Consider the following 14,256-nt stretch of genomic DNA (forward strand, 5'->3'; position numbering starts at 1 on the left):
ACTCACTCTCTGTCTCGCGTCGTGCGGATCTCTCCGTATTGGACGCATATCGTGCGCTTTGCAACGTTCGGTTGCTCCGCGCCATTGGCACTACTGGTGTCGCACCACTGTTCTGCTGTCAACGACCACTCGCGTCTTGCGACCCTCGTGGTCATCCACCGGCTTCCACTCCGACTCGTGGTCGGGGCTGGGCGCAGCGCTGCTACGACCTGGATTGCGATGAAGTGATTGGTGTTCTGCTACCCGCGGCCTAGGCTCGATCCCTGTCGCGTTGCCGCGTCTGGGAGCTCCTATGCACTACCTGGCAGTGATCCGCCGGAGCGCGCACAGGCACGCTCGTCCGAAATACTGAACTGGACTAGTTTGCCACGGATCCACCATGCGTGCAACCCGGGCGTGTCGCGATCTCAGGATGGTCAGGATCCGCCCAGTCTCGGGGGTTCCAGCAGTCTCCGGGCCGCTCCTCAGCAGGGGTCCACGGCCTTCTCGACCTCGACCGGATGCACCCCCGGGGTGCCGTCGAAGACCACCTCGTCCACGGCTGAACCCTCGATCGACGCCTCCACCTCGACCGTGACCGTCGCGCCGGGCGGGATGCTCACGATCGCGTACGCGACCGGCCGTCCGTCGTCGCTCCCCGACACGTACGGGACGTCCACACCACCGACTCGGACCGCGCGGATCGCGGAGTCGTCGGGGGCGTAGGCCATGATGCGGAGGCGGATCGTGCCTCGCTCGAGCCCCTCCCGTTCGTAGAAGCCCGCGATGTAGTCGAACTCCTCCGACCCGAGTGACGCCTCGGTGTCGATCGTGTTGGTGAACGCGGACGAGACCGTCACCGGACGCGTGCCATCGGCAGCACAGGAGCCTGCGGCGACCCGCACCCGCTGCTGCAGGTAGTACTCGAGCTTGGAACCGACGGCGTCGGCGAGGTAGAGACCGAAGGAGGCAGCTCGATCCGAGCGCTCCGGGCCCGCTCCCCCGACCCCCGCGAGCACCAGCGCCCGCTCCTCGACCCGGTCAGGGCTCCAAGCGAGCAGACGATGTTCGTCCACCGCCTGCGCCCAGGCCTCGACCGCCTGCGGGACGTCGACCGCACCACCCTGCAGCTGGGCGACGAGCGCCTGCACGGTGGAGGTGAAGGTCGCGTCCTGGGCGCGGTTCGCCTCATCCGTCAGGCCGGGGTGCTCCCGGTAGACGCCGTTCAGGAGCCGCGCGACCAGGGTGTCGCTCGTGATCGCCGAGCCGTCGTCGAGGGCGACCGGGCCGGTCGCCCTGAGGAGGTAGGAGAGGGCAGCGGGGTCGACCGCGAGGATGAGGTCGGGTTCGACCCCCTGGCTCTCCTGCCACAGCTGGGACGCGACCTGCGCGCCATAGGGGAAGTCCGGGCGAGCGGTCACCTCGTGGATGGAGGTGCCGGCGAGCGCATAGCCGTCGCTTCGGTAGAGCTCGTCGGTGTCTGCCGGGAGCGGCAGGACCGGATCGGCATGGGCCACGAAGTCCGCGGCCGAGAGCGTCCGGGTCACGTCGAGCACCCCGTCCTCGATGTGGACGAGGACCGAAGCGCCGGCGATCCCGCCGAGTGCACGGCTCTCCGCCGAGTTCTGGAAGAGCACCGCCACATCACGCGGACCGTCCTCCCCCAGCAGCCCGGGCAGCGCGCGGAGCACCGGCGCCAGGCTGGCGCTGAGCGACGAGGCATCCTGCAGTGGTCCGTCGACGCCGCCGAGCGCCGCGGACACCTGTGGGAGCAGCGCCGAGCGGTCGAGGCGGTCGAGCCGCGCTACCTGCTCCTCCAGTCGCTCGAGCGCCCGGGCGGAGGTCCGGGCGATCTCACCCAGCCGCACGGTGTCGAGCCGACCGTCGACCGCGAGGCCGTCGAGCGGCAGGGCGAGGACCGGTTCCAGCACGTCGTCGACGACCACGTGCGCCGCCTCGACGGCTGTTCGGACGGCTTCGAAGTTGGCCCCGGCGACGGGGACCCGCTCGGCGATCCACCAGTCGACGCCCCGGGTGACTTCGAGGGCACGTTCCACCGCGCGCCCCGCGCGATCCAAGGCCTCAGTGTCGACACCCTCCGCACCGCCTCCGCCGACGCCGGCCCGCACCGCTTCGAGTTCCGGCAGCGCGGCGACGAGTTCGTCACGGACGCCCAGGGCGTGCGTCGCTGCGGAGACCGTCGCGACTCCAGCGCCCAGGAGGACCGACACCCCGAGCAGACAGGGGATCAGCACGCGGGGTCGGAAGCGGCGGCGTGGAGTGGAGGACGAGCGGGACACGTGGACCTCGGGTGGGTGATGTTGCCCGGGTTGGCAGACGTCTCATATATTACACGCCACCGCTGAACATCTGCTGCGAGCATCAGGGAACGACGAAGGGCCCGGAGCATACGCTCCGGGCCCTTCGTGGAACCGACTCGACCGCGGACGGCCGATCAGGTACTTGCGTCAGCTGATGCTTACGCGAGGACCTTCGTGACGGTGCCGGCGCCGACCGTGCGGCCACCCTCGCGGATGGCGTAGCCGAGGCCGACCTCCATGGCGATGGGCTGGATCAGCTCAACGGTCATGTCGGTGGTGTCGCCAGGCATGACCATCTCGGTGCCCTCGGGCAGCGTGATGACGCCGGTGACGTCGGTGGTGCGGAAGTAGAACTGCGGACGGTAGTTCGCGTAGAACGGGTTGTGACGCCCACCCTCATCCTTGGACAGGATGTACGCGGTGCCCTCGAAGTTCGTGTGCGGCGTGACCGAACCCGGCTTGACGACGACCTGGCCGCGCTCGACGTCTTCACGCTTCGTGCCACGGAGCAGGAGACCACAGTTCTCGCCGGCCCATGCCTCGTCGAGCTGCTTGTGGAACATCTCGATACCCGTGACGATCGTCTTCTGCGTCGGGCGGATGCCGACGATCTCGACCTCGGAGTTGATCGCGAGCGTGCCACGCTCGGCGCGGCCCGTGACGACGGTTCCACGACCGGTGATCGTGAAGACGTCCTCGATCGGCATGAGGAAGGGCTTGTCCTTGTCGCGCACGGGGTCCGGGACGTTCTCGTCCACGGCGTCCATGAGGTCGAGGATGCTCTGGACCCACTTCTCGTCGCCCTCGAGCGCCTTGAGGCCCGAAACGCGGACGACCGGAGCGTCCTCAGCGAAGCCCTGCGAGGCGAGGAGCTCGGAGACCTCGAGCTCGACGAGCTCCAGGATCTCCTCGTCGTCGACCATGTCGGACTTGTTCAGCGCGACGAGCAGGTAGGGGACGCCGACCTGCTTGGCGAGCAGCACGTGCTCACGCGTCTGTGCCATCGGGCCGTCAGTGGCGGCGACGACCAGGATCGCGCCGTCCATCTGCGCAGCACCGGTGATCATGTTCTTGATGTAGTCGGCGTGACCCGGGGCGTCGACGTGCGCGTAGTGGCGCTTCGGCGTCTCGTACTCGACGTGCGAGATGTTGATCGTGATACCACGCTGACGCTCTTCCGGCGCGGAGTCGATCGACGCGAAGTCGCGCTGCACGTTGGTCGCGGACGGGAACTTGTCCGCCAGGACCTTCGAGATCGCCGCGGTGAGCGTGGTCTTGCCGTGGTCGACGTGACCGATCGTTCCGATGTTGACGTGCGGCTTGGTCCGCTCGAACTTGGCCTTTGCCACTGTGAGTCCTCCTCAGGACGTTGTGCGGGGCGGCGGGCACCATTCGATGCCCGACGCACTGCAGGGATGTGTATTCATGTTACGCGATCCGGCTGGGTGTTCGCACACCCGGCCGGACCGCGGTGAAGAGAGAGTGAGTGACTACTCGCCCTTGTTCTTCTGGATGATCTCGTCGGCGACAGCCTTCGGGACCTCCGCGTAGCTCTCGAAGGTCATCGAGTACACGGCACGACCAGAGGTCTTCGACCGGAGGTCGCCGATGTAGCCGAACATCTCGGAGAGCGGGACGTTGGCACGGATCACCTTGACGCCGGTGGCGTCGTCCATGGACTGGATCTGTCCACGACGGGAGTTCAGGTCACCGATGACGTCGCCCATGTACTCCTCAGGAGTACGGACCTCGACCGCCATGAGCGGTTCGAGGAGGACGGGGTTGGCACGCGAGTAGGCCTCCTTGAGACCCATCGAGCCGGCGATCTTGAACGCCATCTCCGAGGAGTCGACGTCGTGCGCCGCACCATCGGTGACGATCGCCTTGACACCCACGACCGGGTAGCCGGCGAGGCCACCGACCTGCAGGGCGTCCTGGAAGCCGGCGTCGATCGACGGGATGTACTCGCGCGGGATGCGACCACCGGTCACGGCGTTCACGAACTCGTAGGTCGTCTCCGGAGTGACGTCCATCGGCTCCAGATCGAACTGGATCTTCGCGAACTGACCCGAACCACCGGTCTGCTTCTTGTGCGTGTAGCCGTACTTCTCGACCTTGCGCTTGATGGTCTCGCGGTACGCGACCTGGGGCTTGCCCACGTTGGCCTCGACGTTGAACTCGCGCTTCATGCGGTCGACCAGGATGTCGAGGTGGAGCTCGCCCATGCCCTTGATGACGGTCTGGCCGGTCTCGGTGTTCTGCTCGGTGCGGAACGTCGGGTCCTCTTCGGCCAGCTTTTGGATCGCGGTGCCCAGCTTCTCCTGGTCGGCCTTGGTCTTCGGCTCGATCGCGACCTCGATGACGGGCTCCGGGAAGCTCATCGACTCGAGGACGACCTGGTTCTGCGGGTCGGACAGGGTGTCACCGGTGGTGGTGTCCTTCAGGCCGATGACCGCGTAGATGTGACCGGCGGTGACGAAGTCGACCGGGTTCTCTTTGTTGGCGTGCATCTGGAAGATCTTCCCGATGCGCTCCTTCTTGCCCTTGGTGGAGTTGATGATCTGCGCACCCGAGTCGAGACGACCCGAGTAGACGCGGACGTACGTCAGGCGACCGAAGAACGGGTGCACGGCCACCTTGAACGCGAGCGCGGTGAAGGGCTCGGTCGAGTCGGGGTGACGCTCCACGACCTTCTCCTCGTCGCGAGCGTCGTGCGCCTCGATGGCGGGGACGTCGAGCGGGGAGGGCAGGTAGTCGATGACCGCGTCGAGCATCGGCTGGACGCCGCGGTTCTTGAACGCCGAGCCACAGAGGACCGGGTACATGGTGCTGGTGATGGTGAGGTGACGGATCGCGGCCTTGATCTCCGCGACGGTCAGCTCTTCGCCACCGAAGTACTTCTCCATGAGTGCGTCGTCGGTCTCGGCGACGGCCTCGAGGAGCGCGGTGCGGTACTCGGCCGCCTTCTCCTTGAGGTCTTCCGGGATCTCCTCGATGGCGTACTTGGCGCCCATCTCGACGTCACCCTTGGCGTCTCCACGCCAGGTGAGTGCGCGCATCTCGACCAGGTCGACGACGCCCTCGAAGTTGGACTCTGCACCGATCGGCAGCTGGATGACCAGCGGCTTGGCGCCGAGGCGGCTGATGATGGTGTCTACCGTGAAGTAGAAGTCGGCGCCCAGCTTGTCCATCTTGTTGACGAAGCAGATGCGCGGGACGTCGTACTTGTCGGCCTGACGCCAGACGGTCTCGGACTGGGGCTCGACGCCCTCCTTGCCGTCGAACACGGCGACGGCGCCGTCGAGGACGCGGAGCGAACGCTCGACCTCGACCGTGAAGTCGACGTGGCCGGGGGTGTCGATGATGTTGATCTGGTTCTTGTTCCAGAAGCACGTCGTCGCGGCGGACGTGATCGTGATGCCGCGCTCCTGCTCCTGCGCCATCCAGTCCATCGTCGACGCACCGTCGTGGGTCTCGCCGATCTTGTGGTTGACGCCCGTGTAGAACAGGATGCGCTCGGTGGTGGTGGTCTTGCCGGCATCGATGTGGGCCATGATGCCGATGTTGCGGACCTTGTTCAGGTCGGTGAGCACGTCTTGTGCCACGGGGTCCTCCGGGGATAGGTAGGGGTGAGCTGATTCACTCGGTGATGCGAGGGCGGACGGATCGTCCGCCCTCGCATCGGGCGGCGACTACCAGCGGTAGTGCGCGAACGCCTTGTTCGACTCGGCCATCTTGTGCGTGTCTTCACGACGCTTGACGGCTGCACCGAGACCGTTCGATGCGTCGAGGATCTCGTTCTGGAGACGCTCGGTCATCGTCTTCTCGCGGCGGCCCTTCGCGTAGCTCACGAGCCAGCGGAGAGCGAGGGTGTTGGCGCGGTGAGGCTTGACCTCGACCGGCACCTGGTAGGTGGAACCACCGACGCGGCGCGAACGCACCTCGAGGGTCGGACGGACGTTGTCGAGCGCCTTCTTGAGCGTGACGACGGCATCCTGCTGGTTCTTGGCGGTGACGCCTTCGAGTGCGTCGTAGACGATGCGCTCAGCGAGGCCCTTCTTGCCGTCCAGCAGGATCTTGTTGACGAGCTGGCTGACGATGGGGGCGCCGTAAACGGGATCGGCGACGACGGGGCGCTTCGGAGCTGGACCCTTGCGAGGCATTACTTCTTCTCCATCTTCGCGCCGTAGCGGCTGCGAGCCTGCTTGCGGTTCTTGACGGCCTGCGTGTCCAGGGCGCCACGGACGATCTTGTAACGGACACCCGGGAGGTCCTTCACACGACCGCCACGGACCAGGACCAGCGAGTGCTCCTGGAGGTTGTGGCCCTCACCGGGGATGTACGCGGTGACCTCGGTACCGTTGCGCAGCTTCACGCGGGCGACCTTGCGCATCGCCGAGTTCGGCTTCTTCGGGGTGGTGGTGTACACGCGGGTGCACACACCCGCCTGCTGCGGGTTGCTCTTCAGGGCGGGCGCCTTGGTCTTGACGACCTTGGGGCTGCGGCCCTTCCGAACCAACTGCTGAATGGTTGGCACTACTAGCTCCTTGATGATGACTGCACGGTGACAGTGGTACTGCAGCATTCGTGGGCCGGTCTCCCGGATCACGAGGTCGTATGGACCCACCGGCGCCGCGCGAATGCGCGTCGCTTGGATGGTGGGTATGCCGTGGGGGCGATCGACTGCCGGGACCAGCCCGGCCGGGATCCACCCGATGGTGCGAGACGGGCGTCCGCTCCGCGAGTCACCCTCCGAGGAAGGCGGACAGCACGAGAGCGCACGACAGTGCGCACACCCAACCAAGACTAGCCCGAGCCGGAGCTGCGGTCAAACGACGACGACCCCTGGAAGCCGTGCTCCCAGGGGTCGTCCAGCTGTCGGTCTACGGCAGGGGGACGAACGTCGCGCCCTCGTCCGTGAACCCCTCGACCGTGCCGCCGACGTTGAAGTCGACGGGGCCGCCGCCGCCGGGGCCGGTCTGGCCGGTGGCCGGGTCGGTGAGGGTGCACGTCATCGACATGCGCCCGACGGTCTCCGATTCGACGCTCCACCCGGTGCCGTTGAACTCGCCGACCGTGAAGGTCGGGCGGGTGTCGAACGTCCAGGTCACGCCGGAGGGGGTGTAGCCGGTGGCGTTGCGGATCTCGTAGGGGCAACCGGTCGGCGCGATCTCGGTCGACGCTCCGCAGCCGTCGATGTAGGTGTTGACGGCTTCCTCGATCGCCGTCGTCCCGGCGTCGGTGAGCGCGACCGAGAGGGTGGCCGGCTCAGCCGTCTGTCCGTAGCCGAGCGCCGTCGCGGTCGTGGCCTCAGCCGAGTACCAGTCGCTCTCACTGAGGGCGACGTCGTAGGTGCCCGGGAGCGCCCGCAGCTGGTAGGAGCCTTCGGCGATCGGCTCGACGTCCGTCAGGTCCACCCCGCCGACGGTCGCGACGGCGTCATCCGGTGCGACCACGTCGACCTGGACGGTACTGAGCTCGGGCGCCTCGAGCTTCCACTTGTCGAAGAGCACGGCGTCCTTCCCGACCTTCGTGAGCGTGAACTCCTGGTCGACGCTCTCGCCGCCCTGGGTGAGTCGTGCCTGCACCGTCGCGGTGTCGCCGCTCGTGGTCGTCTTGCCGATCGTGTACCCCGAGACCTTCCCCGAGGCCTCCTTGTACGCCTCGTCGGTCAGGAGCACGTCGGCGTCGGACACCTCGGTGCCGGAGAGCTTCAGCGCCTCCTCGGCGTCGCCCGCCTTCAGCGCGTCGAGGTAAGCCTTGACCGTGACCTCGGGCGCATGGAGCGAGTTGCCGATGCTCACGCCGACGATGCCGCCGACGATGATGAGCAGGAGCGCGCTGCCACCGGCGATGATGCCGGTCAGGCCCTTCTTCGACAGTTTCTTCTTGGGCGGCTGACCGGCACCGCCGTCGTACGAACCGCCGCCCTGGCCGTACGGTGCCTGGCCGTACCCGCCCGGTGCCTGTGCGTACTGTTCAGTGGGCTGCTGGCCGTACTGGCCCGTGTCCTGCTGGCCGTACTGACCCGTCTGCCCATACTGGCCCGTCTGGCCGTACTGACCGGACTGCTGGCTGTACTGACCCGACTGCTGTCCGTACTGACCGGTCTGCTGGCCGTACTGGCCCTGCTGCTGACCGTACTGGCCGGACTGCTGGTCGCCGGACCCCGACGGCTGCGTCGGCGACTGCCCGTAGGGCGACTGCTGGCCGGACTGCCCCGTCGGGTGCTGGCCCGAGGCGGAGGACTGCGGGCCGTTGCCCTGCCAGCCCTGCTGCGGGTCGGGCTGAGCGGGCGGCTGCTGCCACTGGGGCTGCTGCGGGTTCTGATCTCCTGGACCGGTCATGGTGTTGCGCCCCCAATGAGCATGGATCGTGCTGCTGACAAGTGCTCGAAAGTATAGTGACGCCTGTTGGACAGCACGATGGGGAGATCTCCCCTCCTGGGTCCGGGAAGACCCCGACGCCTCCCAGGCGGAGGCGACTACCAGGGGGACGTCGGCGAATCGAGTTCGAGCGCGAGATCGTCGAGGAGCGCCGCCACCTGCGGTTCCACGTACCGTTCGATCGCGTCGTGGATGGCCCGGCGGTGTCCGATGAGGAGTTCGCACACCCGGCGACCGGTCTCGTTCGCGCACTGGTCGGCCAGGGCGATCTCGGTGCGCAACGCCTCCTTCGCGTCGTCCGACAGCGGCGGCGGGGGCGGCACGGCTCGCGCCTGGGACGCACCGAGCTCGGTCAGGGTGAAGAGGTACGGCTGGCCGGGATCCGGATCGGGGTCGAGCTGGAGTCCGTCGAACTCGGGGTCGAGCCCCTCCCCCGGCCGGTAGGCCCGCTGCGCCTCACGGAGGTCGGCCGCCCGCAGTTCAGCGCGCAGGATCGGCAGGTTCCGGTCCGTGTACTCCGCGACCGCGTGGTCGACGATCGTCTTCATGCGGGTCGCCAGGCCGTGTTGCACCTGATGCGGGACGTCGTCCACGAGGCCCGCGGCGCGGAGCACCGGTGAACCGATGCACCGTCGGCAGATCCTGGTGCGCCCGCGGTGCGCGGCGGGATGCCAGCGCGGCAACCACCGCAGCCAGGCGTCGACGGCCTGGCTCACCGTGGTCTCGAGCGAGCGCTCCATACTCACCGAGGGTAGCGCCTCGACGGCGGATCGGACCTCAGCGACGACCGTCGGCGCGCTGCCCGCCCGCGGACCGTCCCCGGAGGGACGACGGCGGCTGCAGACGACTCACGATGCTGCGCTTCGCGCGGTACCGGAACCGACTCCGCTGGCGGGCGAACCAGCCGAGCGCCCCTTGGGCACGCGACGACTCCGCCTCGGACCGACGCCACAGTTCCTCGGCGGTCGCGTCGTCGACGTCCCGGCCGGAGAACACCGCGTCGTCGGTCGTCCCGGCGAGGGACGTCAGCGTCGTGGCTCCGTCCGGTTCCTGCGTGCCGAGGGCGGTCGCCGTGCTCGACCGGGTGGCCGCCGCCGGCACGCTGTACCCGAGTTCGGCGTAGCGGTCGACGAGTTCGTCCCACGCGCCGGCTGCCCGGCGGTCGCCGCTCCCGGCGCGCCGTCGCTTCGTGCGGCGACGCTTCGCGCCGGCGATGGCCAGGAGCGGGATGACGTACAGCGACACCGGCACACCCACGACGAGGGCGACCCACCACACCCATTCCGGAATGACGAATCCGTCGTCCTTGTCGTCGTCGTCGCCGTCGTCGATCGACGCCTCGGTCAGGAGGCTGTCGTCGAGGTTGTCGCTGCGCGGCGGCTGGCGCACCTGCGGCTGCGGCTCGGTCTTGGGCTTCGGGTCCTGGTCCTGCGGGATCTCCGTCTCGTCCGGCGTCGGCGAGAAGGCGACCCAGCCGTAACCCTCGAACGGCACCTCGACCCACGCGGTGACGTCGTCACCCACGACCTGCACCGAACCCTGACCCTCGGTCACCTCGGGCGCGAAGCCCATGACGACCCGTGCGGGGTACCCGAGCGAGCGGGCCATGAGCGCGAACGCCGAGGCGTACTGCTCCTCGTCGCCCACCATCGGCGTGCGGGTGAAGAGCTCGGACATGCGGTCGGCGCCGTGGCCGGCCCGCGACGGCGAGCTGTCGGAGGCGAGGCCATGGCTGAGGAACCCCGTGGTGCGGAGCGTCTGCTCGATCCTCCGCAACTGTCCCATGGGCGTCGTCTCGGTCCCGACGAACTCGGAGGCCTTCGCGACGACGATGTCGGGGATGTTGGTGACCGGGGGCAGGTCCACCGGGGCGGTCGGCGTCGTCGCGAGGAACGTGTCGCTCGGCACCGCCTGCGTCGTGGTCCGCTCCTCGTAGTCGTCGCCCTCCCCGAGGCCCGAGGTGATGACGGCGGCCCCGCTTTCGGCGTTGTAGCGGACGTCCTCGGATCGCTCCGACGCTTTGCCGTCGAGGGTGAACGCACTGGGGTAGCCGACGCTCGGCACCCAGATGTCGTCGTACCCGGTGACGTCGATGGACACGCGTCGGTCGCCGCCCTTCGTGATGAGCTGCGGCCCGGGGAGCTGATCACCGACGAGCTCGAAGGCACCGGACCCGTCGGTGGCCGTCGAGGGCCCGGACACGGTCCAGAGGCGCCCGTCATAGCTGTCCATTGCCGCGAGCCGGATGCGGTCCCCCGGCTCGAGCCCGGTGGCTGTGAACAACTTCGTCTCGGCGAGGTCCTTCGTGTATTCGCGGAAGCCGGCGAGCGGACTCGGGTACTCCAGGGGGTCGAACGGCGGCGTGACGACCTCGCGCAGGACGAAGCGCGAGTCCGCGGGCGGCGAGGCCACGACGGCCGCACCCCCGCCGACGACCACGGCGACGGCCGCGAGGACCACGGTGCCGACGATCTTCTTGCGACGGAGGACCGCGGTGGTCGACGCGGCGGCGTTCTCCCCACGTCCGGCTCCCGGTCGCCAGCCCAGCCAGAGGAGGGCGATCAGCGCGAAGGCGATCCCCCGGACGGCGGCGAGGAACGGCGTCTGGGTCCCGAGGAGCACGCCGACCGCGTACAGGACGGTCGGGCCGACCAGGACGACGGCGCAGCGGACCGCGATCTGCGGGCGACGCGGCAGCCAGCGCACGGCGAGCACGGCGGACACGACGCCGACGAGGAGCCCCGCCACGTACGGCAGGGTCATGATGTAGGCGGGCGCGCTCAGTGGTGTCTGGAGGGTGACGAAGTCCTTCCACCCGAAGACCGCACCGATGCTGATCCCACCGAGCGTCCGCAGGTTCGGCAGGACCGCGAACGTCGCCGCCGACGGCATCGCGAGGGCGCTGCCGAAGAGGTAGAAGAGGAGGACGGTCGAGAGCCCCGTCAGGATGGCGTTCAACCGCAGCGCGTGTGACGCGACCCCCACCGCGAGTCCGAGCACCAGCCCGCCGAGGCCGGCGAGGAGGAACCCGGTGCCGCTGAGTGCGGCACCGAAGCCGAGCAGACCGATGGCCGCGAGGACGAACACCACCACGAGGTCGATCCAGGATCGACCGGGCAGCGGCCAGGGCGCGACGAACGTCGGGACGATGCCCTGCACGTCGACATCGGCGGCCGCGGACGGTGGACGCACGGTCGTGCGCTCGTCGACGCCGCTCACAGGGCCCTCGACATGACCTTGGCGAGATCGCCGAGGGCGCCCACCGTCATCACGTTCATGCCGGCCACGTCCTTGATGCTCGCTCGCGCGCCCCGTTCGACACGGATGCCGAAGACGTTGACGTCGGGGCCGAACAGTCGCTGGATACCCCGGTACTCCTGGGCCTCGAGCCGCGAACCGGCCACGATGATGACGACGCTCGGAGCGGGCAGCCGTTTCGTGGTCTCCCGGGCGAAGGTCCGCGGCGTCTCGAACGTCCCCTCGGCCAGTTGCAGGCGGCAGCTGTCGTCGAGGAAAGAGGTCACCGTGTGGGTCCGCAGGGCGAGCCGGTCGGTCACGACGCTGATCGGCACCTGGTCGAGGATCACCTGGGTCGCGATGGACGCGGTGAGGGACACCGCCAACTCGAACTCGTCCTCGTCGTCGGCGTAGTAGCGGGAGTCGGTCGTCATCACGATGGTGAGCTGCGACCGTCTCGTCTCCTCGAACTGCCGCACCATGAGCTGGCCCGTCTTCGCGGAGGACTTCCAGTGGATGTAGCGCCGGTCGTCGCCGGCGACGTAGCCGCGGAGCGCGTGGAAGGAAATGTCGTTGTTCGTGATCGTCTTGGTGACGAGGCCCTCGAGGTCACGGATGAGTCCGGCGGCGGTCGGGTGCAGCCGCGTGGTCTCCGGGTGCACGAAGAGCTCGACCGGTTCCGTCCAGCGGACCTCTCGGCGGAGGAGCCCGAGCTGGTCACCGCGGACGGAGACGGCGGGGCCGGCCGGGATCACGGCACGCCGGTTCGTGGGGACGGCGAAGAGCTCCTCGTGCTCGCCGTCCTTCGGGATCGCCGGGATCGCGAACTCGGCGAGCCCGTAGCCGACTGGGACCTCGAGGCGGGTCGGTGTCGTCGCGCGGCCGCCGGGGTTGGCGATGAGGACCTGCCCGATGGCGCGTTCGCCGACGGTGACCCGGCTGGGGTTCAGGTGGATGGAGATGCGGAACGTCGACCGGCCGAACAGGTAGGCGACGGAGGCGAGGATCGCGGCGAGGGGCACGAACCCGAGGAACACGAGCTCCGCCCACCCGAGGATGAAGCCGGCGACGGTCGCGACGACCCCGATGCCGAGGACCACCCAGCCGAGACCGCTGACGACGTCGAGCACGGGTTTCGCGGCGTCCCAGGCGACCTTCGCCCACGGGCCGACGACGGCGCCCACCCCGTCGACGATGCGACGGATCGGGTTCGGCCCGGCCGCGGGCGCGGCGTCCCCCGACTGCCCGGCACCGTCCAGTGAGCCCTCGACCGGCGCGCCGACCGCCGCCGCCCGGACCGCGTCGGGTCCGTCCGGCGCGGGGGTGGCGCGCTGCTCGAGGGTCTCGCTCATGCTGCGCGGTAGGCCGGCGGAGCGATGCTGACGAGGACCCGGGAGACGATGTCCTGGGCCGTCACGCCGGCGAAGTCGGACTCGGGGTCGACGATGATGCGGTGTGCGAGGACGGCCTGGGCGAGGTCGTTGACGTCGTCCGGGGTCACGTAGGTGCGGCCCTGGGAGATCGCCCAGGTCTTCACCGCACGCACGAGCGCCAACGCGCCGCGCATGCTGACGCCGAGCGCGACGTCCTGGTCGTCACGCGTGGCGGCGACGACGTCGGCGACGTACTCGAGGATGCTGCCGTCGACGTGCACCTCCGTCGCGAGCTGCGCCATGGTGATGACCGCGCTGGAGGCGATGATCGGCTGGACCTTCGTCGCCCGGGCCCGGTTGGACGCGTCGAGGAGGAGGTTCACCGAGGTCTGGCGGTCGGGGTAGCCGAGCGTCGTCTTGATGAGGAAGCGGTCGAGCTGCGCCTCGGGGAGCTTGTAGGTACCGGCCTGCTCGATCGGGTTCTGCGTCGCGATCACCATGAAGGGCTTGCCGGCGTCATAGCTCGTCCCGTCGATCGTGACGATGCCCTCCTCCATGACCTCGAGGAGCGCCGACTGCGTCTTCGGCGAGGCGCGGTTGATCTCGTCGGCGAGCACGATCGAGGCGAAGATCGGTCCCTTGTGGAACTCGAAGATCCCCTTGCCCTGGTCGTAGATCGTCACCCCGGTGACGTCGGAGGGCAGGAGGTCCGGCGTGAACTGGATGCGGGAGCTCGTGCCGTCGAGGGTGTTCGCGAGCGCCTTCGCGAGCACCGTCTTGCCCGTGCCCGGGTAGTCCTCGAGGAGCACGTGGCCCTCGGAGAGCATCGCCGTGACGACCAGCTTGATGACGTGCTCCTTGCCGAGGATGGCCTGCTCGACGTTGCCGACGAGCTTGCCGAACGCGTCGGCGAACCAGGTGGCTTGTTCCTGCGTGACAGTCATAGGGGTGGGCTGCTTT

General features: G+C 68.6%; 10 protein-coding genes. All 10 read right to left on the minus strand.

The window, feature by feature from the left end; genetic code table 11:
• Positions 1-464: 464 nt before the first annotated feature.
• The 10 genes from ASF68_RS06105 to ASF68_RS06150 all read right to left on the minus strand — a co-directional run bounded on the left by ASF68_RS06105 (position 465) and on the right by ASF68_RS06150 (position 14,240).
• On the minus strand, positions 465-2,234 hold the full coding sequence (locus tag ASF68_RS06105) for a DUF4012 domain-containing protein (RefSeq protein WP_056008157.1): 1,770 nt from the start codon (positions 2,232-2,234) through the stop codon (positions 465-467).
• A 224-nt stretch (positions 2,235-2,458) separates the two neighbouring features.
• Entirely contained in the window at positions 2,459-3,649 is a 1,191-nt protein-coding gene (gene tuf / locus ASF68_RS06110; RefSeq protein WP_056008160.1) for an elongation factor Tu, read from the minus strand.
• 141 nt (positions 3,650-3,790) lie between these two features.
• A complete protein-coding gene (gene fusA, locus ASF68_RS06115; RefSeq protein WP_056008163.1) occupies positions 3,791-5,905 on the minus strand; it encodes an elongation factor G in 2,115 nt (704 codons plus the stop codon).
• A gap of 87 nt (positions 5,906-5,992) precedes the next feature.
• Positions 5,993-6,463, minus strand: coding sequence for a 30S ribosomal protein S7 (gene rpsG / locus ASF68_RS06120; RefSeq protein ID WP_056008166.1), 471 nt, complete (start codon positions 6,461-6,463; stop codon positions 5,993-5,995).
• Positions 6,463-6,837, minus strand: a complete 375-nt coding sequence (gene rpsL / locus ASF68_RS06125; protein WP_056008169.1) for a 30S ribosomal protein S12 — start codon at positions 6,835-6,837, stop codon at positions 6,463-6,465. Before rpsL ends, rpsG begins: the two co-directional genes overlap by 1 nt.
• Before the next feature lie 346 nt (positions 6,838-7,183).
• On the minus strand, positions 7,184-8,647 hold the full coding sequence (locus ASF68_RS06130; protein ID WP_056008171.1) for a DUF4878 domain-containing protein: 1,464 nt from the start codon (positions 8,645-8,647) through the stop codon (positions 7,184-7,186).
• A gap of 137 nt (positions 8,648-8,784) precedes the next feature.
• Positions 8,785-9,426, minus strand: coding sequence for a hypothetical protein (locus tag ASF68_RS06135; protein WP_056008174.1), 642 nt, complete (start codon positions 9,424-9,426; stop codon positions 8,785-8,787).
• Between the two features lie 37 nt (positions 9,427-9,463).
• On the minus strand, positions 9,464-11,905 hold the full coding sequence (locus ASF68_RS06140; protein WP_056008177.1) for a transglutaminase-like domain-containing protein: 2,442 nt from the start codon (positions 11,903-11,905) through the stop codon (positions 9,464-9,466).
• A complete protein-coding gene (locus ASF68_RS06145) occupies positions 11,902-13,275 on the minus strand; it encodes a DUF58 domain-containing protein (RefSeq protein WP_056008180.1) in 1,374 nt (457 codons plus the stop codon). The genes ASF68_RS06140 and ASF68_RS06145 overlap by 4 nt, the downstream gene beginning before the upstream one ends.
• On the minus strand, positions 13,272-14,240 hold the full coding sequence (locus tag ASF68_RS06150) for a MoxR family ATPase (protein WP_056008184.1): 969 nt from the start codon (positions 14,238-14,240) through the stop codon (positions 13,272-13,274). The genes ASF68_RS06145 and ASF68_RS06150 overlap by 4 nt, the downstream gene beginning before the upstream one ends.
• Positions 14,241-14,256 lie beyond the last annotated feature (16 nt).

Origin of the sequence: Plantibacter sp. Leaf314 (assembly GCF_001423185.1) — a bacterium.
Classification (GTDB): Bacteria; Actinomycetota; Actinomycetes; order Actinomycetales; family Microbacteriaceae; genus Plantibacter.